The sequence below is a fragment of the Helicobacter pylori oki112 genome (assembly GCF_000600085.1).
Taxonomy (GTDB): Bacteria; Campylobacterota; Campylobacteria; order Campylobacterales; family Helicobacteraceae; genus Helicobacter; species Helicobacter pylori_CY.
Window position 1 is genome coordinate 1,418,011 of record NZ_CP006821.1, and the last position, 22,896, is coordinate 1,440,906.

The window sequence follows — 22,896 nt, forward strand, 5'->3', positions numbered from 1 at the left end:
TCGTAGTCTAGCGCAAAAACCATTCATAACCACCTTTTTTAACCATTGGCATGCTAAAATACCTAAAGATTTTTTAAAATCGCATCAAAACGCATGGAGAAAATAAGGGCAATGGCCAAAATTGAATTGTTAGCCAAATTCACGCAAATCGCGCTCCCTAACAGCCACCCTTTATTGAAAAAAGTTTTAAACTACGCTAAAAAGCATTTCAGCCAGTGCCACATGCTCTCTTCATCGTTACTCATTTTAAACGACACGGAATGCTTCAAAAAAAACTACTTGCTTAATTGGGTCTATCATGCCCTTGAATGCGCGCATGAAAAAGATATTAGTGCGTATTCTTTAGAAGAAATCTTACAAAAAAGCCACCTGCCCATACGCATCAAAATCATAGCTCAAAACACGCTTTTAGAAAAAATAGAAGTGAAAGTTTTAACCTTTGGGGCGGAATACGCGCTTTTTATCACCAAGCACCCTATCGCCAAGCGGTTTTTACGCCAAAAATTTAACGGCTATGTGTTTTTAGAAACCCAAGATGAATTGCATATAAGAGGCGATTCAGAGCGTTTTTGGGAACTCATTGTAACGCTCAATGAAAACAAAATCGTCCATAACGCATGCTTATATTTCATCTATCCTAATGGCTTTGGTAAGGACAGCTACACCACTTTGGCTGAGCGCAAATTAAGGGAATGCTATAAAGCGTTAGGTTTCATCAAGCATGAAAATTTCAGCGAAGTGAAAAAGCGCTATTTAGAATTGGCTAAAACCTACCACCCTGATTTGTGCGATCTTAAAGAAAAAAAGGCTCTTTATGCCAAACGCTTCGCTATCATTCAAGAAGCCTACCGCCACATTAAAAAACACGCTTAAACCCCTAAACTAGCCCTAATCGCGCTAGAAGAAATCGGCGCATCAATGCCTTTTAAAGGGAAATAACGCCCCTTAAACTGGATCTCTTCATAGCCAATCCTTTCAAAAACCACTAATTCCACCCTTTTTAAAAGCTCTTTAGCGTTAGTCCAAGAAGAAAGATGCCTCAAACAATCCGCTCCTATGACTAAATAAAGCGTTTGTGGGCGGTAGAGTTTTTGAAAATAAATCACGCTTTCTATCGTAGGCACAGCCCTTTCTTGCTTGATTTCAAAATCGCTCAATAGCACCCTATCTATTCCCTTTAAAGCTCTTTCTAATTCCTTAAAACGGGTTTGCGCGTCCAAAAAACATGGTTTTTTGAAAGGGTTTTGATAAGCGGGTAAGACAATGAGCTTAGCAAATGGCAATAATTCTAAAGTTTGATCAATAATGGCTAAATGAGCCTTGTGTAAGGGATCAAAACTCCCTCCATAGAGCGCTAATTCTTTGTATTTTAAGACGCTATTCATTGTGTTCAAAGCTAGACGCCTTAGTCAATTTAGCGAATTTAACCCCCCTAAGCCCCCCGATTTCTAATTGCAAGCGTTGGATTTCAAGCGAATTGCCTTGTAAAATAATCGTTTCTAAACAATTATGCGCGTCCATATGAATGTGCGTGGTGCATAAAACATGCGTCCCGCTGGCATGCTGAATGTCTATCATGTGCTGGTTTAATTCCCTTTGATGGTGATCATAAATCACCACAAGCACGGCGATTTTGCTCCCATCATTAGGGTTATCTTCTGCCCAATTGTCTTCTACTAATTTTTCTCTGATCATGTCGCGCACTAATTCTGAGCGAGAAGAATAGCCGTTTTTAATGATGCGGTTGTCTAATTCGTCTAATAAATTTTGTTGTAAAGAAACCGAAAAGCGGATGATTGAATCGTTTTTATTGGGTGTATCCATTTGAGAAAAATCCTTTTTTGGCATGAGTTCGTTAAAAGCCGTCATGCTAGTATGATTGAATTAATTTAAAATGAACAATTATAATACAAACTGGATTTAAATGGTTGGTCATAAGACACTATTTATAGCGTTTGAATTTGATTGTAATTATTAGCTTAATCATCATTGACTTATTATTATTAAAACAATATAATCAACAAACCAACATTCCTTTATCATTTTGGAGCGTTTATGCGAACGAATGCTTCTTAAAGAGCGCATGCTCTTTAGTGTGGCTGTATCGCAGTGGCTTTAATTTTAAGGGAATTATTTTATCATAGACAAGGAGTTTTTATGGGCGGTTTTTCAATGGCAATGTTGAAAGATTATGTGGATGTGTTTATTTTTGCGGTGCTTGGCGTGGCGAGTTTTTTAGCTTTGTGGTTTGTGATTGAAAGGATTATTTTTTATTCCAAAGTCAATTTGAAGGCTTATGATGATATAGATGCCCTGAATTTGGATTTAACCAAGAATCTAACCATTCTCTATGTGATTTTTTCTAACGCGCCTTATGTGGGCTTATTAGGAACGGTTTTAGGGATCATGGTGATTTTCTATGACATGGGCATGAGCGGCGGGATGGACGCTAAAACGATCATGGTAGGTTTGTCTTTAGCTTTAAAAGCGACCGCTCTAGGGCTTGCTGTGGCGATTCCCACTTTGATCGCTTATAATAGCTTGTTGAGAAAATCCGATGTTTTGAGTGAAAAATTCAGGATCATGAAAAAATGAAAAGCATCAGAAGAGGCGATGGGCTGAATGTTGTCCCTTTTATTGATATTATGCTCGTTTTGCTAGCGATTGTGCTAAGCATTTCTACTTTTATCGCGCAAGGTAAGATTAAAGTCAGTCTCCCTAACGCTAAAAATGCGGAAAAATCCCAGCCAAACGATCAAAAAGTGGTGGTCATCTCCGTAGATGAGCATGACAATATTTTCGTAGATGACAAACCGACGAATTTAGAAGCTTTGAGCGCTGTAGTCAAACAAACAGACCCTAAAACCCTTATAGACTTAAAAAGCGACAAAAGCTCTCGTTTTGAAACTTTTATCAGCATTATGGATATTTTAAAAGAGCATAATCATGAAAATTTCTCCATCTCCACGCAAGCTCAGTAAAGTTTCAACGAGTGTTAGCTTTTTAATCTCTTTCGCCCTATACGCTATAGGGTTTGGCTATTTTTTACTACGCGAAGAGGCCCCAGCGCCTTTAGCCCAAGCTGGCACCACTAAGGTTACCATGAGTTTAGCCAGCATTAACACCAATTCTAAAGTGAAGACGAATGCCGAATCCGCTAAACCCAAAGAAGAACCTAAAGAAAAACCCAAGAAAGAAGAACCAAAAAAAGAAGTAGCGAAGCCTAAACCCAAACCAAAGCCTAAACCCAAACCCAAGCCAAAACCTAAGCCTGAACCTAAACCCAAACCTGAACCAAAACCCGAGCCTAAGCCTGAACCTAAAGTTGAAGAACCTAAGAAAGAAGAGCCTAAAGAAGAACCCAAAAAAGAAGAAGCTAAAGAGGAAGCTAAAGAAAAAAGCGCTCCTAAACAAGTAACGACTAAAGATATAGTCAAAGAAAAAGACAAGCAAGAAGAGTCTAACAAGACTTCTGATGGGGCCACTTCTGAAGCTCAAGCTTATAACCCAGGAGTGAGCAACGAATTTTTAATGAAGATCCAAACCGCTATTTCTTCTAAAAACCGCTACCCTAAAATGGCGCAGATTAGGGGCATTGAGGGCGAAGTGTTAGTGAGCTTTGTGATCAATCCTGATGGGAGCGTTACGGACATTAAAGTCGTCAAAAGCAACACGACAGATATTTTAAACCATGCGGCTTTAGAGGCCATTAAAAGCGCGGCGCATCTATTCCCTAAACCAGAAGAAACCGTGCATCTAAAAATCCCTATCGCTTATAGCTTGAAAGAAGACTAAGCTAGTCTTTCTTTTAAAGGCGGTTTTAAGCCTTAAAAGTTGAATCAAACTCTCATTTTTCCCAATTTATAAAAAAATCTCTAAAATTTAGAGCTAAAATTAGCCATAAAATTCCATTTATTGCTTGTAACACAAAATCTCTTTTTATCAAAGAAAAATCTAATAAAAGGAGAAAACATGAAAATCAAAAAATCCCTCTTACTCTCTCTTTCTCTCATGGCTTCATTATCAAGGGCTGAAGATGACGGATTTTACATGAGCGTGGGCTATCAAATCGGTGAAGCGGTTCAAAAAGTGAAAAACACAGGAGCGTTGCAAAATCTTGCGGACAGATACGATAACTTAAACAACCTTTTAAACCAATACAATTACTTAAATTCCTTAGTCAATCAAGCCAGCACGCCCAGTGCTATCACAAGCGCGATTGACAATTTAAGCTCAAGCGCAATCAACCTCACTAGCGCTACCACCACTTCCCCAGCCTATCAAGCCGTGGCTTTAGTGCTCAATGCCGCCGTGGGCATGTGGCAAGTCATAGCCTTTGGTATCAGTTGCGGCCCTGGTCCCAATCTTGGCACAGAACATTTAGAAAATGGAGGCGTTCGATCGTTTAGTAACACGCCCAACTACAGCTACAACACCGGTAGCGGAACAACCACCACCACTTGCAATGGAGCTAGTAATGTAGGGCCAAATGGTATCCTATCTAGCAGTGAATACCAAGTTCTCAATACCGCTTATCAAACTATCCAAACCGCTTTAAACCAAAACCAAGGAGGCGGGATGCCTGCCTTGAACAGCTCTAAAAATATGGTAGTCAGTATCAATCAAACTTTCACAAAAAACCCCACCACAGAATACACTTACCCCGATGGGAATGGCAATTATTATTCAGGCGGATCATCAATCCCAATCCAGCTAAAGATTAGCAGCGTCAATGACGCTGAAAACCTTTTGCAACAAGCCGCTACTATCATCAATGTCCTTACCACCCAAAACCCGCATGTGAATGGTGGCGGTGGGGCATGGGGGTTTGGCGGTAAGACCGGTAGTGTGACGGATATTTTTGGCGAGAGTTTTAACGCGATTAACGAGATGATTAAAAACGCTCAAGCCGTTTTAGAAAAAACTAAACAGCTTAACGCTAATGAAAATGCCCAAATCACGCAACCAAACAATTTCAACCCCTACACTTCTGAAGACAAAGGGTTTGCCAAAGAAATGCTCAACAGAGCGAACACTCAAGCAGAGATTTTAAATTTAGCTAAGCAAGTTGCGGACAATTTCCACAGCATTCAAGGGCCTATCCAACAAGATCTAGAAGAGTGCACAGCAGGATCAGCTGGCGTGATTAACGACAACACTTATGGTTCAGGTTGCGCGTTTGTGAAAGAAACTCTCAATTCTTTAGAGCAACACACCGCTTATTATGGCAATCAGGTCAATCAAGAGAAAGCTTTGGCTCAAACCATTTTGGATTTTAAAGGAGCCCTTAACACTTTAGGAAGCGACCAAAAAGCGATCAATAGCGCTATCTCTGGCTTGCCTAACGCTAAATCTCTTCAAAACATGACGCATTCCACTCAAAACCCTAATTCCCCAGAAGGTCTGCTCACTTATTCTTTGGATACCAACAAATACAACCAGCTCCAAGCCACCACGCAAGAATTAGGCAAAAACCCTTTCAGGCGCTTTGGCATGATTAGCTCTCAAACCAATAACGGCGCGATGAATGGGATCGGCGTGCAAGTGGGCTATAAACAATTCTTTGGCAAAAAAAGAAGGTGCGGGTTAAGGTATTACGGCTTTTTTGATTATAACCATGCGTTCATCAAATCCAATTTTTTCAACTCCGCTTCTGATGTTTGGACTTATGGGGTGGGTATGGATGCGCTTTATAACTTCATCAACGATAAAAACACCAACTTTTTAGGCAAGAATAACAAGCTCTCCGTGGGGCTTTTTGGAGGCTTTGCATTAGCTGGGACTTCATGGCTTAATTCTGAATTTGTGAATTTGAACATGGTGGGTAATATCTATAGCGCTAAAGTGAATGTGGCTAATTTCCAATTTTTATTCAATTTAGGCTTGAGAATGAACCTCGCTAGGGCTAAGAAAAAAGACAGCGATCATGCCGCTCAGCATGGCGTGGAATTGGGCGTGAAAATCCCTACGATCAACACCAACTATTATTCTTTCATGGGCGCTAAACTCAAATACAGAAGGCTCTATAGCGTGTATTTGAATTATGTGTTTGCTTACTAGGTGGTGCAAATCCTCTTTTTAAGGGGGTTTCATTGCGAAATGCCCCTATGCGCTTATGAGTTTTGATTAAAATTTAGTTGTTCATAAAAGCATGAAAGCCTTTTACAAATAACTCCTTTAATTTTGTTTTTAAAAAACGCTTTTTAACTTTTTTTCATTTTCTTTTCTATGAAAATGTTCAAGCATTCTATGAGCAAGGCAAAACCAATACCAGCATACAAATAATTTTTATCAACATGCAAATGCAAGCCTTCTAAAAACAAAAACACGCCCACAACGAGCAAAAACACAAAGGCTAAAGTTTTGATGCGATAATGCCTTTCAATAAAACCGCCAACGATTTTGGAAAAAAACATCATCACGATTACAGATAAAATAATAGCAAGCGCCATGACTTCTAGGTGTTTAGCGATCCCAATAGCCGTGATCACGGAGTCTAAAGAAAAGACAATGTCTAAAAACATGATTTCTATTAAAGTGATGAAAAAGCCAAACGCTTTTTCTTGGTGTTTTTCTTTAGGGTAGATCTGCTCTTTTAATTCCACTAACGCTTTAAAAGCCAAAAACGCCCCCCCTACAAGCAGCACCACATCACGCCATGAAAAGCTCATGCCCGCTATAGTGAATAAAGGCTTTTGCAAATGGCTGATAAAAAACAAGCTCCCTAAAAGCCCTATACGAGCGATCATCGCTAAGCCCAAGCCTAAAATCATGGCCTTATTTTGCTGGTGTTTGGGGAGTTTATAGACCATCACCGTGATAAAAATGATATTATCAATCCCTAGAACGATCTCTAAAAGCGTGAGCGTAGCCAAGGAGACTATGCCATGCGGTGTAGAAAGAGCGTCTAAGAGTGAGGATAAAAATTCCATAAAAGGCTACAACCAGCCTTTCTTTTTAAAATAGAGCACAGGCAAAATCGTAGAAATCGCCATGACAATCAGCGCGAAAAGATACCCGTATTGCCATTCTAACTCCGGCATGAATTTAAAATTCATGCCATAAATCGTGCCAATTAATGTAGGGGGCATCATCGCCATGGTCGCCACAGTGAAGAGCTTGATGATTTTATTTTGCTCCACATTGACTTGAGAAGCGAACAGGTTTTGAATGTTATCAAGCGAGTTGAGATTGACCGTTGTAGACTCCACCAAAGAGCTAAAATCGGTTAAAATGATATTTAAATTATTTTTCGTATCGCTATCCACTTTACTACTCCTTAATAAAGCGGTGATAATGCGCCGTTTGTCAAAAAAAGAATCCCTTAAAGCCACATTAAATTCTTGCAAATTGGACAAGCACACTAAAATATCATCATGCGTAGAAGTTTCTTTGAAAATGATGTTTTTGCGCAACAGGCTCGTTTGTTTGTTGATCCACTCTAGGCATTCTACCCCTTTTTCAAAATACACTTCAAAGATTTTGGTTAGAATATCAAACCCGTCTTCAAATTTTTTAGGGCTAGCCAAAACCTTTTTTTGGATAGAATCAAAGATTTCTAAAGTCCCGTAATAAATCGTGAAAAGAATGTTATTAGACAAAATAAAGGTCGCCATTTCCGTGTGGAAAGTTTCATTTTCATCCTGGTTAGTGAAAAAGGCGTTGATCGTAACGCTGGAGCTGTCTTCCCAATACTTGGTAACTGATGAGACTCGTTGGGAATGGTCTGTGTTGTAGTGGATAGCGTATTCTTGGCTTAGAGTGGCCAATTCGTTGGGCGTAGGGTTGATTAACTCAAACCATAGGACTTCATTTTCTTCTATATCAAAGCCATTAAAATCATTAAAGCGTTTTTTAATGACAAATTTTTGCTGTTTGAAAAACACATTCACCATAAGCAATCCTTAGAGTTAATGGCGTTTATCCAAAACCTCAAAACAAGGTAAAATCTTGCCCTCTAATAATTCCAAACTCGCTCCCCCACCGGTGGAAATAAAGCTCATGTTATCCTTTTCGCCCGCGCGGTTGATCGCATCAATGGTATCGCCCCCACCAATGAGCGAGAAAGCGTAAGTGTCAGCGATCTTGTGGGCTAAAAAGGTTGTGCCTCTGGCAAATTCTTGTTTTTCATGCACGCCTAAGGGGCCATTCCATATGATCGTGGGCGCGCTCTCTATGACTTCAGAAAATAATTTCACACTCGCAGGCCCTATATCAGCGATCTTGTGTTTAGGCTCAATGTCTTGGACGGGTGAGATTTTGATGTGTTTGGGGTTAAGAATATCATCAGTGGTTACGGCGTCTATAGGTAAATAGACTTTGACTTTTTTTTCTTTTGCGCTTTGCAATAACTCTAAGGCGTCTTTTATCAAAGCGTCTTCTACAGAAGAATCTTGCACATCATAACCTAAGGCTTTTAAGAAGGTGTTACTCATCGCTCCGGCAATGATGAGCTTGTCAATGAGATCTAAAATGTTTTTTAATAGGGTGAGTTTGGAGCTGACCTTAGCCCCCCCTACAATCAACAATAAAGGGCGTAAAGGGTGGTTAAACGCTTGATAAAACGAATCGATTTCTTTTTTGAGCAAGAACCCGCTCACTTTAATAGGGGCGAATTTGGCGGTGCCATAAGTGCTGGCATGCTTTCTGTGGCTCGTGCCAAAAGCGTCATTCACAAACACATCGCACAAGCTCGCTAAGTCTTTAGCCAGATTTTCATCATTTTCTTCTTCGCCTTTTAAAAAGCGGATATTTTCTAAAAGAAAAATCCTTGTGGGCGCGTTTTCGTTTAGGGCTTGCTTGAGTTGCACGATATTTTGAGAAAAAACCACTTCATGGTTTAAGAGTCTTTCAAGGCGTTTTAAAAAGGGTTTTAAACTCAATTTTTCTTCAACCCCTTTAGGGCGGCCCAAGTGGCTCACTAAAATAATATCTTTAGCCTTGTTGTCAATACAATATTGGATGGTGGGCAAGCTCTCTCTAATGCGCGTGTCATCAGTGATATTCAAATTTTCATCTAAAGGCACATTAAAATCCACTCTAATAAGCACCCTTTTATGACTCACTTCCACTTCTTGAATGCTTTTAACATTTTGCATAAACGACATTTTAGCTAACATGAAAAATCCTTTCTTTTAATTTTGCGCTATATATTGCACCATGTCTATCAAGCGCTCGCTATAACCCATCTCATTATCATACCATGCCAATACTTTAGCATTTTTTTCGCCTATTGTCATGATTTGATCATCAACCACAATCGCACTAAAAGGCGAAGAAATAAAATCGCTTGAAACAAGCCTTTCTTCATCAACACTCACGATCCCTTTAAAAGCATGCTTACAAGCGTCTTTAAGCGCATGCTGAACGCTCGCTTTACTCACGGATTTTTTAAAACTTAAAGACAGATCCACTAAGCTCACATTAGGGGTAGGCACTCTAATAGCAAGGCCTGTGATCTTAGGGCCTAAATGCGGTAAGACTAGCGAAATGGCTTTGCTCACGCCGGTGCTTGTGGGGATGAGGTTAAGGCCGGCCGCTCTGGCGCGGCGGATGTCTTTGTGCTTGGTGTCTAAAAGGTTTTGATCGTTGGTGTAGCTGTGAATGGTGGTTAAAAGCGCGTTTTCTACTTTAAAGGCTTCATCTAAGATTTTTAATAAAGGAGCGCTAGCGTTAGTCGTGCAAGAAGCGTTAGAAATCACGCTTTCGTTATGGTAATTCTTGTGATTCACCCCATAGACAAAGGTGGGCGTGTTTTGCGCGGGAGCGGAGATGATGACTTTTTTCACGCTGTTTTTAAGATGAGCGCTTGAAGCTTCTAATGAATTGAATTTCCCGGTGCATTCTATGATGATTTCTGCGTTAGCGATAGAAAAATCAAGCTTGTTAATGTCTCGCTCGCTCAACACTAAAATGTTTTTACTATGCCCGATATTTAGGGTTCTATCAGCGTTTAATTTGGCTTCAAAATGCCCATGCACGCTGTCATGGCGTATCAAATGCAAAAGAGTTTCTGTTTCAGCGGTAGAATTGATAGCAACGATTTCTACATCTTTTCTTTGACTAGCGACTCTTATAGCGCACAAACCGATGCGCCCAGTCCCATTGATAGCGATTCTAATTGGCATGTTTTCCCTTTATTTAAAAATCACCATTTTATCACAAATGCTCTTAAATAAAGGCATTCTTAAGGGGTTCTGTCTCATTAAGCATCAATCATAAACTAAAATCAAAATCCTTATGGTAAATCTTTCTGTGGGCGTTTTGGATGCTTGTAAAAACCCCACTCCCTAAAAACCCCCTAGATAATGGGCTAGGGTGAGGAGCGGTAATGACAATGTGTTTGTTTTTGGGGATCAGAGCGATCTTTTTTTGGGCGATCTTTCCTAATAGCACCACGATCAAGGGGGCGTTGGCTTCAAAAAGGCGCATCAATATTTGATCGCTAAAAGCTTCCCAGCCGATGCGTTTGTGCGAAGCGGCTTGGTTTTTTTCCACGCTTAAAATGGCGTTCAATAACAGCATGCCCCTTTTAGCCCACGCGCTCAAATCCCCACAACAAGGCACAGGCACGCCTAAATTCGCATGCAATTCTTTAAAAATATTTTTTAAGCTTGGGGGGATGGGGGCGTTTTTTTCCACGCTAAAGCTTAAGCCCATCGCCACAGGCAATTCTTGTTGGTTTTCTAGGTAGGTGGAATGGTAGGGATCTTGCCCTAAAAGGATGATTTTAACCGCACTAGGAGGCGTTAGATTGAGCGCGTAAAACAGATTAGAGCTTTTAGGGAAAATGGTTTTAGGGCTTTTTAGAGCTTCTAAGTAGCGTTTTTCTATTTCTAAAAAATAAGGCTTTTTAAATTCGCTTTGTAAAAACTCCCGCCAAGCCAAGCTTAAAGGAGCGTAGTCAAAAAGCTTCATGCGTTTAATTCATGGTAGTGTTTCAAATACTCTTTTTGCATGCGTTCTTGTAATTCTTCATACCAGGTGGGCGAGTTAAAATCAGGCGTATAGCTCTCTAGCATGACTAAACGGGTGCGGGCTTTATAGGCTTCTAGGGGCTTGGAATTAAAGATTTTAATGGAATTGATTAACACCATGGGCTGGATTTTGAGTTGGAATTTTTCAGCGATGATTTTAGCCCCCTGCTTGAAAGGGAGGAATTTTTCTCCTCCTTTGCCTCTAGTGCCTTCAGGGAAAATCACTAAAGGGCGGTTTTGATCTAGTTTTTCTTTACACGCTTTCAAAAGACTCACAATCCCCTTTTTATCCTCTCTGTCAATTAAAATCATTCCCGTATCCGTTAAGGCATGCCCATAAAAAGGGATTTCACCTAGCTCTTTTTTAGCGATCCAGCAAATATTACTAGGGTGGTAGGCTTCTAAATAAATGATGTCTAGTAAGCTTTGGTGGTTTAAGACAATGAGTTTAGCGTCCGTATCAAAAGCGCCTATTTTTTCTAAATTAACCCCGGTAAGGGAAAAAAAGCACGAACAAGCCCTACGGCTGGAGCGGGCGTTATTGTTTTTGCGGTTAAAATAATTGAAAACAATGATAACGGCTAAGCCTATAGCGATCACTAAAGCCCTATAAATCGCTCTTAAACGATTGGACTTCTTATTTGACTTCATCTTTTTTGACCCATCCTATTTGTTCATGCGGCGTTAGGATTTTATAATAATCATCATGCGAACCTAAGATTTTAATCGGCATTTCATTTTTAGAAAGCCCTAAAATGGTGGAATTTTGCGTGGGCAGAATGCGGATTTTTTTATGAGCGAGCAAAATGGCTGATCTTTGCGTGAATAAAAGGTGGTACAAAACAAACCCTAAGCACAAAATCCCAAGCCCTAAAAAAATGAGTTTGCGCCCAAAAATGAAAAACAGCACCAAGAAAAACACGCACAAAGCGAGCAGCGCCACATTAGAAAAGACTAAAAAATTGTTTTTAGGGATGAGATCGCTTTGAATACCGGTAGTGTCTTGAGTGGGAATGGTTGAAAAAGATAAGGTTTTAAACTGTCTATTAGAAAGCGAAAAATAATCAAAAGAAAGGTTTTGAATGGTTTTAGGCAACACGCAATAATAAAAAACACTCCCTTCTTTAGCCTTGATTTGGTTTAAAGAGGCGTTATCAAACCCTTGTTTGATCGCTTCTTTGATGTGAAAATCTTCCCAAGTGGCTTCTTTGAACGCTAATTCCATCACCAAAATATTGTTTTTATCGTCATAATCTTTGGTTTTGTATTGCAAGACTTGTAAATCTTTGGCCATAACATTCGCATAACGAGGGTTTTTGGACAAATCCGTTACCTGCAAAGCAACTTTTGGGGCTATGGAATGATCGATGTATTTGTCTTTATTGGAAAACGCGCTCACTTCTAATGACGGAATAATCGCTTTTACGCCCTTAATCTTGTAATAATAAGTCGCTCTGAAAAGCTCTTTTTCCACCTTTTTCCATTTAGGCATCTTGTTTAAAAGCTCAATTTGGGTTTTATCCAACCCGTCTTTGATTTTGGCTTCCAAAAACTCAGCGTCAAACAGCAATAAATCATAAGTTACGCCTATAATTTGACCGATATAAACCGGGTTGTTTTCTAAATCTTCTAATTGGGGGATTTTCACATAAACCACTTTAGCCTTGATTTCTTCTGGTTCATTAGCGTTCTCGGCAACCAAAAAGGTTACCAAAAGGCTTAAAATCAAGCCAATGACTTTAATGATTTTGATTGAGTGGGTGCAAAAACTCATTAACGATTTTTCAAATAAAAACCCCATAAGTTTTTATTTCTTCTTAGGCGCTTTTTCATCCATTTTCTCATCCACGATAGACCAGGTTTTCAAGCTGTCAATAGCGGTTTTTAGCTGAATATCATCATTGATCATTTTAGGAGTAACCTCTTTTTCCTCTTCGTTTTTCTTGTCTTTATCCGCCTCTTTGGAATTAGGGGTTTTATCATCAATCTTTTTAAGCTCTTGCTCTAAATGGTGTTTTAGATCCGCTTCTTTCAAGCTGAATTTATTTTCATTTTCTGGCGCTTTACCCGGATAAATCACAATATCAGGCGTGATCCCCTTAGCTTGAATGGTGCGCCCGCTCGGCAAATAGTAGCGCGCGGTCGTGATTTTAATGGCTTCGTCCTTATTGACAGGGAGCAGCATCTGCACGCTTCCCTTACCAAAGGTTTTTTCACCGATAATCACGGCCCGTTTGTGATCTTGCAGTGCCCCTGCGACGATCTCGCTCGCGCTCGCTGAACCGCCATTGACTAACACCGCTATAGGCAAATTGGTATAAGGGGCTCTGCCATTAGCCTTGTATTCTAAATTTTCTTCTTTATTTTTGCCTTTTTGAGAGACTAAAACCCCCTCTTTAATGAAGAGGTTAGACAAGCCCACCGCCTGGTTTAATAACCCTCCAGGATTGCCTCTTAAATCCAACACGATCCCCTTAGCCTTAGGGTTAGCTTTTAAGCCTTCTAAAACCGATTTGGTAACATTCTTGTCAAAACCACTCACTCTCACATACAGATAAGGGGTTTCTTTAATCTTTTTCACATAGACAGAGGGGAGTTTAATGATGTCTCTAATGATGTTAAACACCAAGGGTTTTGGCTCGTTTTTTCTCACAATGGTGATCTGAATAGGGGTCTTTGGCTTGCCACGCATGAGGTTGATCGCATCATCAATGCTCATGCTCAGCGTGCTTTCGTTATTGATTTTTAAAATGTTATCGCCTGACTTAACCCCAGCCTTGTAAGCGGGAGTGCCTTCTAAGGGAGCAATAACGGTTAAAACGCCATCGCGCATGCCCACCGTGATCCCAAGCCCCCCAAATTCGCCCTCGGTTTGGGCTTGAAATTCCTTAAACTTCTTTTCGTTCAAATACGCTGAATGCGCGTCCAAATTAGAGAGCAAGCCTTCAATCGCTTTAGTCATGATCTCAGAAATACTGACTTTATCCACATACTTTTTTTCAATTTCTGAAACCACATTAGTGAAACGATTGAACGCTTCCACCCTTTTAGCCGCTAATTCTTGCGGATCTTCTTTAACCGGCTTGACCGGCTTTTTTTCCTTAACTTCACCACCATGCAAACTCACAGCAAGAGAAATCGCTAACAACCCTTTAAAAAGTCGTTTTGTCATTGTTAATAGCACCACCCATTTTTGAGATTAGAAAGAATCACCTTTAAGGTTTTATTCAATTTTTTGCGTTTATTTTATCTAAAATTTAGATAACATGCCCATTCATTCACTCATTTTGAGCCTAAACGATACAACAAAAACGCATAACTCCCCGATCCATTCACATGCAAATCGCAAAGCATGTTCGTTACAAAAACATTAGAAATGGGGCTTACTTTAGAGCCTCTATCGCAAAGGCAATAACCTTGCCGCTAACTTTGACGCTAACTGCTGATAGATTGTTTTATTTTGTTGTCTAAAATGCTCTGCTAACATTTTTAAAACTTTTTGTTCTAGAAATAAAATTAACACAAGATTAAAAATTCCATCATTATCCAAAAGCTTCCTATAAACGCTTGGCGCTAGATCTTTGATTTCTTTAAAGCTCTCTAAAAGATTTTCATCAAGATTCAAACTAGGCAAATCCGGTAAAATTTCACGCCGCTAAATGGTTTAAAACCTCATCCCAAACTTGGGGGATATTAAGTTTTTCAAACAACTCCTTACCATAACACAAACTCAAAGGCACGCCATAATCAACAGATAATTTTTGCAATTCCTCTTTATAATAATTTTGATTTTTATTCAAACCCTCATCTATAAAGTAAAAATAGCCTTGAATGTTCTCGCCGTGAAATTCATCGCTTTTAAGTTGCTTGGCTTTTTGCAATATTTGATTAGTCGCTTTTCTTGACATTGTTTTTACCAACAATTTGATTAAAAAGTGAACTACCTAAGACTTTAAGAGAAGTTCTAGCTACTTCAAACATGACTTCAAACATTTTATTTAAATTCCATCTTTGTCCATCTCCTTGTGTGTAAATAGAAATAGCCTGTAACATAATAACTCTATCTTTATGCTGAACAAACTTGTTTTGACATAAATTTTGATTGACAGGCATTCCGTAATTAGCTGCCGTTAATTTATCCAATCTATTAAGAACTCCAGAACTATACTCAAGAGTTACTACCCTTCCATCAGGTCTTTTTACCGATATGGTTTGAGTTAAAAAATTAGAGCCTTCTAAAAATAAAATGTTAAGGAAAATGCAATTCTTTGAGCATAAAATTAGCCATTTCAGCAATATTTTTATACGCTCTTTCTATAGCATTCCCAGCTTGCATTAAATCTTGATTACTATCTTTACCCACCAATATTCCTTTTTGAATATTTTCTATATCTTTTCCCTGATATTTAGCTTCTGTTATCAATATAACTCTCCAATTCCCATCATCATCTTTAACTTCAATGATACCTCCATCAGGTTTTATCTTAGAGCTTTGAATAAACAAGGTCTTTCCAAGTTCATCATCAAGCCCCTGCAATACAGAATTGATTTCTTCTTTGGTTATACTTGCTCTGTGCCTAAACGATAAATTCTTAAATTCATTTTCAAGTTTTTGCATAATAAGTTTAAAGATACTGCTCACACCCATATCATGCAATTTGGCCTCATCGGTAAAAATATTCGTAACACCTAAAGACTCTTTATGCTGTTTGCTTAATCTTTGAGATTGATTTTTCTTAGCCATTTTCCTACCTTAAAATTTTCACTTCTTCTTCTAAATAAATGCCGTATTCTTGTGACACTCTGGTTTTGGCGAGTTCTATCAAATCCAGGGCTTCTTCAAATTCTGCACCCCCCAAATTCACCAAAAAATTCGCATGCTCTTTGGCAAAGCCCACTCTTTTTAGACAATAACCCCTTAAGCCCACGCCCTCTAAAAGCCTGCCCGCATAATCGTTAGGCGGGTTTTTGAAACAGCTCCCAAAATTAGGCAGTTTAGGGTGGCTTTTGCGCATGCTTTGACACGCTTTTAAAACTTCTTGTCTAAAACCATGCGTTTTTTTAAACCTCGCTCTTAAGACAACGCCATTGAATGTGCTGCTGCGATAGCCCAGCCCCAAAGCCTCTTTTTCTAGCCATTCGCCATTAACACAAGCGCTTTCTAAAACATTTTTGATTTCAAATTCTTTCATGCCAGCATTCATTTTAACTAACGCCCCTAAAGTGCCAGGCAATTGCCCTAAAAACTCCAAACCCTCTAAATCATTCGCCCTAAAATAATTAAAAATTTTAGACGCATTAGCCGCTCCCCCTATCTCCACCCACTCACCCTTATCGCAAATATAATCGTAATTCTTGCCTAATAAAGCGAGATTTTTTGTGCTAGGAGCGATTAAAAGGTTGTTCGCTAAACCGATAATCTGGTGTTCTTGAGAAATTTCATCATCGTTTTCTAAAACGCTCACTTTTAAAGGCGCACCGATTTTCACGCTGCTGTAACGAGAAAAATCAATGGTTTTTTCTAGCATTTTCTAGCCTATGATTTTAGGAATGAGCTTGATTAAGGTTTTAGTGTAATCTAAAAGCATGTTCGTCATCCACGGCATGGTTAAAATCAGCACCCCAATCACGGCTAAAATCTTAGGCACAAAAGACAAGGTCATTTCATTGATTTGAGTGGTCGCTTGAAAAATACTGACTAATAGCCCTACCACTAAGCCCGCTAGTAATACCGGTAAAGAAATCATCAAAGTGATTTTATAAGTCTCAATGGCGAGTTTCATGAGTTGTGATTCCATCATATTCCTTTTATCTTAAGATTTCTTCTAATTGCTGAAAGCTTGTTTCAAAAGGCTGTAAAGCGTTTTCATCTTGCGCTAAAAATTGCTCCATTAGAGCCTTTTTCTTAATCGCTTCATCAAGCTCTTTATCGTTCCCCATTTGATAAGAACCGATGCGAATGAGCATTTCATTTTCTTTCAATAACGCATACAAACGGCGGAATTTTCTCGCATAAAGGTTTTGAGACTCGCTGATGATGTCTTTAGTCACCCTTGATGCGGAGTTTAAAATATTAATAGGCGGGTAGATCCCATAATCGGTTAATTCCCTGCTTAAGACAATATGCCCGTCTAAAATACTCCTGGCCTGATCGGCTATGGGATCGCTCAAATCATCGCCTTCTACTAGCACGCTAAAAAAAGCCGTAATGCTCCCCTTATTTTCTTCCTTGCCCGCTCTCTCCATTAATTGAGGTAATAAAGAAAGCGCGGATGGGGGGTAGCCTTTGGAAGTGGGCGGTTCGCCTAAGGCTAAACCAATCTCTCTTTGAGCCATAGCGAAACGAGTCACTGAATCCATGATAAACAACACATCTAGCCCCTGGTTTTTAAAATACTCCGCCACGCTCATCGCGCAAAAGGCCCCATATTTGCGCATCAAAGGGCTATCATCGCTCGTAGCGACTACCAACACGCAAGAGCTTAAATCCCCTTTTAAGTTTTTCTCTATAAATTCAGGGATTTCTCTGCCCCTTTCCCCAATCAAAGCGATCACTTTAATAGGCGCTAAGCAACCCCTAGTGATCATGCCCATTAGCGTGGATTTACCCACCCCAGAGCCAGCAAAAATGCCCAGTTTTTGCCCCTTACCGCAAGTCAAAAGCCCATCAATGCTCTTCACTCCCACGCTAAAAACCTCATCAATCAAGCCTCTTTTTAAAGGGGCTATAGGCGTTGTAATCACAGGCGCTAATCGCTCATAATCTAGCGCCCCCTTATTGTCAATGACTTGCCCTAAAGGGTTAAGCACCCTCCCTAAAAGATTACGGCCCACAGGGAAATTCAACCCCTCTTTTAAAAACAGCACCTTATCGCCAGCCCTAGCCCCCTCTATAAAGTTAAAGGGCGTGAAACCAAACTGCTCTTTTTCTGCCACCACCACCATTCCCACGCATTCGGTGCCATCGCTTTTTTCAATCTTCACCACATCGCCCACAGACGGGTTAAAACCATCCGCATAAACGATATTGGGCATGATTTTTTTCACGCTCCCGTAGCGAGGCGATAGATCAAAATGCTGATTCAAGCGGTTTTTTAAGGATTTTAGGGGCATTTAAAGCTCTTTAGTCCATAAGATTTCAGCGATTTGACGCTCATTGTTGATCCTGTTCACATGCACGATCACATCAATCGCGCTTTTAAAATACGCTCGCATTAAATCCTTATCCAAAGAATGCGCATAACGCATGCTTAAATTCAACGAAAGGGCTTCTAAAGTGTTTTGAGCGCTATTAGCATGAATGGTTGAGAGCATGCCCTTATGCCCGGTGTTTCCTAAACGCAAAAAAAGCGCTGCATTCCTAGTATCAATCTCGCCCACAATGAGCCTGTCTGGGTTTAAGCGCATGGCCATATTGAGAGCGTCTTCATAATTAAAGCGCGTGTTTTCTTGCTTGCCCACTAAAAGCCCCACGCAATTACTAAACGCTTTTAAATCCAATTCTTGGCTGTCTTCAACGCTCACCACCCTTTCATCTTTATTGACACAATCTAAAAGAGCGTTCAATAAGCTTGTTTTGCCGCTTGAAGTCTCCCCGCTAATGAGAATGTTATGCCCTTTAAGCGCTAAATCTTTCAAACCTTTTGGATTGCTTGCTTTGAAAGTGAAATCCTCTAAACTTAAGGGCTTAAGCCTAGGCACACGGATATTGAGCGTGATTTGATTATTGGTAGTGATGCTAAAGTGATTCGCGCTCACCCTATAGCGCGTGAAAGGGATAGAGCAATTTAAAGTGGGGTGCTCTTCATCAAAAAACAACCCCCTAAAACTGGCCAATTGCTCGCAAAACCTCAGCAAAAACGCCTTATCAAAAAACGCATGCCCTCTTTTTTCTCGTGTGTTATTAACTTTATAAAGCCAAAGCTCCTGCTCGGTATTGATGATTAGCTCGGTGATCCCGCTTTCTAAAAAAGGGGTAAAATGGCTAATTAGGGCTTGCAAAACTCTATGGGTTTGTAAAGTTTCCAAAAGCCCTATCCTTTATCATCGCTCTTTTAAAACCTCTCCGCAACGCTTGCAAGGGGTGTTTTCTAACTCGCTTTTAAAACGCCAACACCTGGGGCATTTATAAAAGGGGGCTTTAAAGAGCGTGAATGCTGGCGTTTCGCTTAATTTTTCTTTTGCAACCCCTACAAAGCTTACCATCAGCAATTCTTCTACTAAATTTTCACGCAACGCTTTTTCTTTTACTTCAATAGCGCATTCCAACGAATTTTTGATCACGCCTTCTTTTTTCAATCGGTCTAACTCTTCATTAAAGGCAGAACGCAAGGCCAAAACGGCTTCAAAATTTTCTGGTTTTTTAAACTCTTTAAGGCGGAGTTTTTCTAAAACGCTAATGCCTTTTAGATCAAACACATCTTTGGCTTGTAAAAAAATGCGAAGCGCTTGGCTGTGTGCTAAAACTTCTTCAATCGTGTGCGTTAAAATCGGGGCTAAAAAGTAGCACAATTTACTAGCCGCAGCGAGTAAGACCATTTGAATGGCCTGGCGTTTTTCATTATTTTTACTATCGCAATACAAGCTATCCTTACAAGCGTCTAAATAAATCCCACTCAATTCATTGGTAACAAACGCCATTAAAATGTTCAAGCCTTTCACAAAATCATGCTCTTCAAACGCGCTATTGACTCCGGTGCTTATGGTTTCTAAAGCCTCTAATATAAAATGATCTAAAGGGCTGAAGCTATGGGAGCGTTCTAAATTCTTAAGATCCATATCGCTAAAATTGGCGAGCAAGAATTTCAGGGTGTTGCGGAATTTTTTATAATGCTGTTCTGTTTGGGTGAAAAAGGTTTGAGAGACCCTCAAATCGTTTTGGTAGTCATTAAACGCTACCCACAAGCGCACCACATCGCTCCCATGCGTTTTAAGCAGCTTGTCCAAAGACACCACATTGCCCTTAGACTTGCTCATTTTCTCGCCCTTTTCATCTACGATAAAGCCATGCGTAATGACCTTTTTAAAAGGGGCTTGGTTGTTTAGAATGCAACCGATTAGAAGCGAGCTTTGAAACCACCCCCTATGCTGATCGCTCCCTTCTAAAACCACATCGCTAGGGCTTTGCCCTTTTTCTCCTTGATAGTCTTCTAAAACCGCCTTAAAGGTGCTACCACTATCAAACCACACGTCTAAAATGTGCATGACTTTTTCATAATGCGTGGCGTTATCTTGATAATTAGGGGGTAACAAATCTTTCACGCTATACTCCCACCACACATCACAACCCCTCTCTTCAAAGAGCTTAGCGGTATGTTCTAAAACTTCGCTTTCAAAACAAGGCTTATTGGTGCGTTTGTCTATGAAAAAGGCTAGTGGCACGCCCCATTTTCTTTGCCGGCTCAAGCACCAATCAGGGCGGTTTTCTATCATGGTTTTTAGGCGGTTTTTCCCGCTACTTGGCACAAATTCCACCTTTTCAATCGCGTCTAAAGCCACTTCTCTTAAGGTTTTTTGAGAGCCATCATTTTGGGTAAAAGGCTCGTCCATTAAAATAAACCATTGCGTGGTCGCTCTGTAAATCACAGGCTTGTGCGTCCTCCAGCAATGCGGATAGGAATGCTCAATCTCTTGCTCTAGCAATAAAGAATCGCCCAATTGCTCTATGATGCGTTTTTGAGCCTTAAAAACATGCTCGCCCAGATAGCTTTCATCTAATAATTGATTGTGGATAATGCCCTCATCATAGCAACCCTTTTCATCTACAGACATTAACACTTCTAAATTGTATTTTAAGCCTAAATAGTAGTCCTCTTCACCATGCCCAGGCGCGGTATGCACGGCTCCTGTGCCATCTTCTAAACCGACATGCTCTCCTAGAGTGATTAGGGAATCTCGTTGGTTTAAAGGATTGAGCGCCTTCAAGTATTCTAAATCATTGGAATTGAATTCATGTGCGATCTCACTATCCACCACCCCTAAAGCGGCTAACTTTTCATGCAAGGCTTTAGCGACTAAATAGCCTTTTTTCGTGAGCGCATAGATAGCGTCTTTTTTCAAAGCGATCGCCACATTCGCATACAAAGTCCAAGGCGTGGTCGTCCAAATCACCAAGCTCGCTTTTTTGACTTTTAATTTTTCTAAACTCTCCTTTTTCAAACCAAACGCCACGAAAATGGAGGGCGATTTTTTTATCTTGTATTCCACTTCAGCTTCCGCTAAAGCGCTCTCGCACGCATAACTCCAATAAATAGGTTTATGGCGCTCTTTCAAAAGCCCTTTTTTAGCCACTTCCACTAAAGCCCTATAAATGCTCGCTTCAAATTTAAAGTCCATGGTTTTATAAGGATCTTCAAAATCCCCCAAAACGCCTAATTGCAAAAATTCATTCTTTTGGATTTCTAAAAACTTTTTCGCATGATCTCGGCACTTTTCTCTAAATAGCGTGGGGTTTTCTAGGCTTGTTTTTTCTTTTTCTAATTGCTCTAAAATTTGCTGCTCAATGGGCAAGCCATGGCAATCCCAACCGGGCGTGTAATAGATTTTCTTCCCTTTAAAATATTCTCTTTTAACGACAATGTCTTTTAAAATTTTATTTAAGGCATGCCCTAAATGCAAATGCCCGTTCGCATAAGGCGGCCCGTCATGCAAAGTGAAATCCCCATGGTTATCTTTCCTATTCTGCATGCGTTTAAACGCTTGTTGCTCTTGCCATTTAGCGTAAGTCTTAGGCTCATTAACGCTCAAATTCCCTTTCATAGAAAAGGTGGTTGTGTTTAAGTTTAGGGTGTCTTTGTATTCTTTCATTGATTGATCCTTGGTCTTTTATTGATCTTTTATTATGACTCTTTTGTTTTAGGAGCGATATAAAGGTGCGTGTCTTTTCGTGGCACATTTTTTAAAGTAGGGATTTGTAAAATCGTGTATTCTTCTATCCCTTTTAAATAATGCAAGCTAATCGCATCGCCCGCTTTCACTTCTTTACTAGCCTTAGCACAACTCCCATTGAGCCACACCGCCCCCACATTGCACATATCTGTCGCTAAAACGCGTCGCTTCACTAAACCCACTGATTGTAAAAATTTGTCTATTCGCATGCGTTTATTTTACCCTATTCTTTAAGTTTTTATCCATAACTTATAAGGGTTTTAGTTTTAGCATGTTAGCATTCAGCCACCACTCTTTTTAAGGAATTTGTTTGAAGTTTCAAATCGTAAGTTTGTTAGCCGCTCTTTTATTAGCCTCTTGCTTGCCCCCTAAAGGCCATCATTCTGGTTTAGTGAATCTTTATATCGCTCATCAAGGCCAAAGCGTGCGCACTTATTGGCGCAAAGTGGATAGAGAAGTTGTCGCCAAACACAATGAAGCGCTTAAAAAAAACCCTAAAGCAAAGCTCAAAGACCCTAGGGGGCCTTTATTCATGCTAGGGAGTGAGCGCTTCATGCTCTTATGGAAAAACCGCTACGCTTTAGCCAAACCCCAATCGTTCAAGCTAGAGCCTGGGTTTTACTACTTGGATTCTTTTAGCGTGGAAACTCAAAAAGGCATCTTGCAGAGCGCTCCTGGCTATTCATACACCAAAAATGGCTATGATTTCAAAAACAACCGCCCCTTTTTCCTAGCCTTTGAAGTCAAACCTGATAGCAAAATCATTCTTCCTAGCGTGGAATTGAGCCTGATTAAAACCCCTAGAGGCTTTTTAGGGGTGTTTTTATTTGACAATAACCAAAAGGGGGCTAACGCCAAGTGGATTGAGGGGAGCTTGAATTTAAAGCTTAAAAACGCTTCCTTTAAAGACGCATGGGGGTTGGAACAATAAAGCATGAAGTGATCGCTCGCTTTTCGTAAGCTCTTTATGATCAGATTGTAAAAAACGCTTTAAGCATTTTTTAGATTTTATTACCCCTATTCAATTGGAACA

22 protein-coding genes and 3 pseudogenes are annotated in these 22,896 nt (G+C 40.0%); 6 read left to right on the top strand and 19 right to left on the bottom strand.

Annotated elements, in window-relative coordinates; all coding sequences use genetic code 11:
* Positions 1-111: 111 nt before the first annotated feature.
* Positions 112-873, top strand: coding sequence for a J domain-containing protein (locus tag HPOKI112_RS06815; RefSeq protein WP_025310010.1), 762 nt, complete (start codon positions 112-114; stop codon positions 871-873).
* Here the strand turns inward: HPOKI112_RS06815 and nadD are convergent.
* The gene (gene nadD / locus HPOKI112_RS06820; protein WP_001918980.1) at positions 870-1,385 is read right to left on the bottom strand and encodes a nicotinate (nicotinamide) nucleotide adenylyltransferase; all 516 of its coding nucleotides are present in this window, start codon (positions 1,383-1,385) and stop codon (positions 870-872) included. The genes HPOKI112_RS06815 and nadD overlap by 4 nt on opposite strands.
* Positions 1,378-1,824, bottom strand: coding sequence for a nickel-responsive transcriptional regulator NikR (gene nikR / locus HPOKI112_RS06825; RefSeq protein WP_025310011.1), 447 nt, complete (start codon positions 1,822-1,824; stop codon positions 1,378-1,380). The genes nadD and nikR overlap by 8 nt, the downstream gene beginning before the upstream one ends.
* A gap of 333 nt (positions 1,825-2,157) precedes the next feature.
* On the opposite strand from nikR, the gene exbB reads away from it, so the two are divergent.
* The 4 genes from exbB to sabA all read left to right on the top strand — a co-directional run bounded on the left by exbB (position 2,158) and on the right by sabA (position 6,060).
* The gene (gene exbB, locus HPOKI112_RS06830) at positions 2,158-2,595 is read left to right on the top strand and encodes a TonB-system energizer ExbB (RefSeq protein WP_000508548.1); all 438 of its coding nucleotides are present in this window, start codon (positions 2,158-2,160) and stop codon (positions 2,593-2,595) included.
* Complete coding sequence (gene exbD / locus HPOKI112_RS06835; RefSeq protein ID WP_000836356.1) at positions 2,592-2,981, top strand: TonB system transport protein ExbD; 390 nt, start codon at positions 2,592-2,594, stop codon at positions 2,979-2,981. The genes exbB and exbD overlap by 4 nt, the downstream gene beginning before the upstream one ends.
* Entirely contained in the window at positions 2,947-3,795 is an 849-nt protein-coding gene (locus HPOKI112_RS06840) for an energy transducer TonB family protein (RefSeq protein WP_025276382.1), read from the top strand. The genes exbD and HPOKI112_RS06840 overlap by 35 nt, the downstream gene beginning before the upstream one ends.
* Before the next feature lie 177 nt (positions 3,796-3,972).
* Positions 3,973-6,060: a Hop family adhesin SabA/HopD gene (gene sabA / locus HPOKI112_RS06845; RefSeq protein WP_025309613.1), complete on the top strand. Its 2,088-nt coding sequence runs from the start codon at positions 3,973-3,975 to the stop codon at positions 6,058-6,060.
* Positions 6,061-6,203: 143 nt separating this feature from the next.
* On the opposite strand, the gene HPOKI112_RS06850 is transcribed toward sabA, so the two are convergent.
* From HPOKI112_RS06850 to HPOKI112_RS06925, 17 genes and pseudogenes are all read right to left on the bottom strand, one after another.
* A complete protein-coding gene (locus tag HPOKI112_RS06850; protein WP_025276384.1) occupies positions 6,204-6,932 on the bottom strand; it encodes a TerC family protein in 729 nt (242 codons plus the stop codon).
* Positions 6,933-6,938: 6 nt separating this feature from the next.
* Complete coding sequence (gene corA / locus HPOKI112_RS06855; RefSeq protein ID WP_025276385.1) at positions 6,939-7,895, bottom strand: magnesium/cobalt transporter CorA; 957 nt, start codon at positions 7,893-7,895, stop codon at positions 6,939-6,941.
* A 15-nt stretch (positions 7,896-7,910) separates the two neighbouring features.
* Positions 7,911-9,119, bottom strand: coding sequence for a phosphoglycerate kinase (locus HPOKI112_RS06860; protein WP_025310012.1), 1,209 nt, complete (start codon positions 9,117-9,119; stop codon positions 7,911-7,913).
* 15 nt (positions 9,120-9,134) lie between these two features.
* Positions 9,135-10,127 carry a type I glyceraldehyde-3-phosphate dehydrogenase gene (gap, locus tag HPOKI112_RS06865; protein WP_025310013.1) on the bottom strand — a complete coding sequence of 331 codons (993 nt, stop codon included), beginning with the start codon at positions 10,125-10,127 and terminating at the stop codon, positions 9,135-9,137.
* Between the two features lie 88 nt (positions 10,128-10,215).
* On the bottom strand, positions 10,216-10,917 hold the full coding sequence (gene ung, locus HPOKI112_RS06870; RefSeq protein WP_025310014.1) for a uracil-DNA glycosylase: 702 nt from the start codon (positions 10,915-10,917) through the stop codon (positions 10,216-10,218).
* Entirely contained in the window at positions 10,914-11,627 is a 714-nt protein-coding gene (locus tag HPOKI112_RS06875) for a 1-acyl-sn-glycerol-3-phosphate acyltransferase (protein WP_000841278.1), read from the bottom strand. The genes ung and HPOKI112_RS06875 overlap by 4 nt, the downstream gene beginning before the upstream one ends.
* Positions 11,614-12,777, bottom strand: a complete 1,164-nt coding sequence (locus HPOKI112_RS06880; protein WP_025276390.1) for an SH3 domain-containing protein — start codon at positions 12,775-12,777, stop codon at positions 11,614-11,616. Before HPOKI112_RS06880 ends, HPOKI112_RS06875 begins: the two co-directional genes overlap by 14 nt.
* A gap of 6 nt (positions 12,778-12,783) precedes the next feature.
* Positions 12,784-14,148 carry a S41 family peptidase gene (locus HPOKI112_RS06885; RefSeq protein ID WP_025276391.1) on the bottom strand — a complete coding sequence of 455 codons (1,365 nt, stop codon included), beginning with the start codon at positions 14,146-14,148 and terminating at the stop codon, positions 12,784-12,786.
* Positions 14,149-14,258: 110 nt separating this feature from the next.
* Positions 14,259-14,384 (bottom strand): annotated as a pseudogene (locus HPOKI112_RS08500) (DNA methyltransferase); the annotation flags it as partial.
* A pseudogene (locus HPOKI112_RS08370) lies at positions 14,374-14,821 on the bottom strand (HpyAIV family type II restriction enzyme); the annotation flags it as partial. The pseudogenes HPOKI112_RS08500 and HPOKI112_RS08370, both read right to left, overlap by 11 nt.
* A 43-nt stretch (positions 14,822-14,864) precedes the next feature.
* Positions 14,865-15,720 (bottom strand): annotated as a pseudogene (locus HPOKI112_RS08285) (EcoRI family type II restriction endonuclease).
* A 4-nt stretch (positions 15,721-15,724) separates the two neighbouring features.
* Entirely contained in the window at positions 15,725-16,504 is a 780-nt protein-coding gene (locus HPOKI112_RS06900; protein WP_025310015.1) for a UDP-N-acetylmuramate dehydrogenase, read from the bottom strand.
* A 3-nt stretch (positions 16,505-16,507) separates the two neighbouring features.
* Positions 16,508-16,774, bottom strand: a complete 267-nt coding sequence (fliQ, locus tag HPOKI112_RS06905) for a flagellar biosynthesis protein FliQ (RefSeq protein WP_000445741.1) — start codon at positions 16,772-16,774, stop codon at positions 16,508-16,510.
* A 10-nt stretch (positions 16,775-16,784) separates the two neighbouring features.
* Positions 16,785-18,089: a flagellar protein export ATPase FliI gene (gene fliI, locus HPOKI112_RS06910; protein WP_025310016.1), complete on the bottom strand. Its 1,305-nt coding sequence runs from the start codon at positions 18,087-18,089 to the stop codon at positions 16,785-16,787.
* Positions 18,090-19,004, bottom strand: coding sequence for a CpaF/VirB11 family protein (locus tag HPOKI112_RS06915; RefSeq protein ID WP_025310017.1), 915 nt, complete (start codon positions 19,002-19,004; stop codon positions 18,090-18,092). It lies immediately after the preceding gene.
* 15 nt (positions 19,005-19,019) lie between these two features.
* Positions 19,020-21,782 carry an isoleucine--tRNA ligase gene (gene ileS / locus HPOKI112_RS06920; RefSeq protein WP_025310018.1) on the bottom strand — a complete coding sequence of 921 codons (2,763 nt, stop codon included), beginning with the start codon at positions 21,780-21,782 and terminating at the stop codon, positions 19,020-19,022.
* A gap of 32 nt (positions 21,783-21,814) precedes the next feature.
* On the bottom strand, positions 21,815-22,072 hold the full coding sequence (locus HPOKI112_RS06925) for an RNA-binding S4 domain-containing protein (RefSeq protein WP_001217152.1): 258 nt from the start codon (positions 22,070-22,072) through the stop codon (positions 21,815-21,817).
* Positions 22,073-22,173: 101 nt separating this feature from the next.
* On the opposite strand from HPOKI112_RS06925, the gene HPOKI112_RS06930 reads away from it, so the two are divergent.
* Positions 22,174-22,794: a hypothetical protein gene (locus HPOKI112_RS06930; protein ID WP_025310019.1), complete on the top strand. Its 621-nt coding sequence runs from the start codon at positions 22,174-22,176 to the stop codon at positions 22,792-22,794.
* Positions 22,795-22,896: the final 102 nt, after the last annotated feature.